Origin of the sequence: Winogradskyella ouciana (assembly GCF_009709615.1) — a bacterium.
Lineage (GTDB): Bacteria > Bacteroidota > Bacteroidia > Flavobacteriales > Flavobacteriaceae > Winogradskyella > Winogradskyella ouciana.
The window spans coordinates 1-260 of sequence record NZ_WJYA01000176.1 but is presented as its reverse complement, the minus strand read 5'-3'; the positions used below and the strand labels follow the sequence as shown (position 1 = coordinate 260).

The 260-nt window shown below is 48.8% G+C and carries 1 protein-coding gene; it reads left to right on the top strand.

Annotated elements, in window-relative coordinates; genetic code table 11:
• Window positions 1-106: 106 nt before the first annotated feature.
• Window positions 107-260: septation ring formation regulator EzrA (locus F1003_RS18925; protein ID WP_497986933.1), on the top strand; the 154-nt coding region annotated here is incomplete at its 3' end.

Genomic DNA, 260 nt, shown 5'->3' with positions numbered 1-260 from the left:
AGAGCTCCTTTATGATGCCGAAGAGAACGCCGACAAATACCGGTTTAAAAAAGCGAATCAGGTGCTTGTCCACATCGACGACCTCCTCACTGCAGCTGAATGAAATATAGAAGGCATACTGCGTGAGATCAGCGAACTTGTGACGAGCGAGGAAAAAAGCCGCGGAGAGATTGAACAGGTGCGTGAGCGGTATTCAAAAGCGCGAAAAAACCTTCTGGCGTACAGCCATCTCTACGGAGAGCTTTATAACAGCCTGGAGA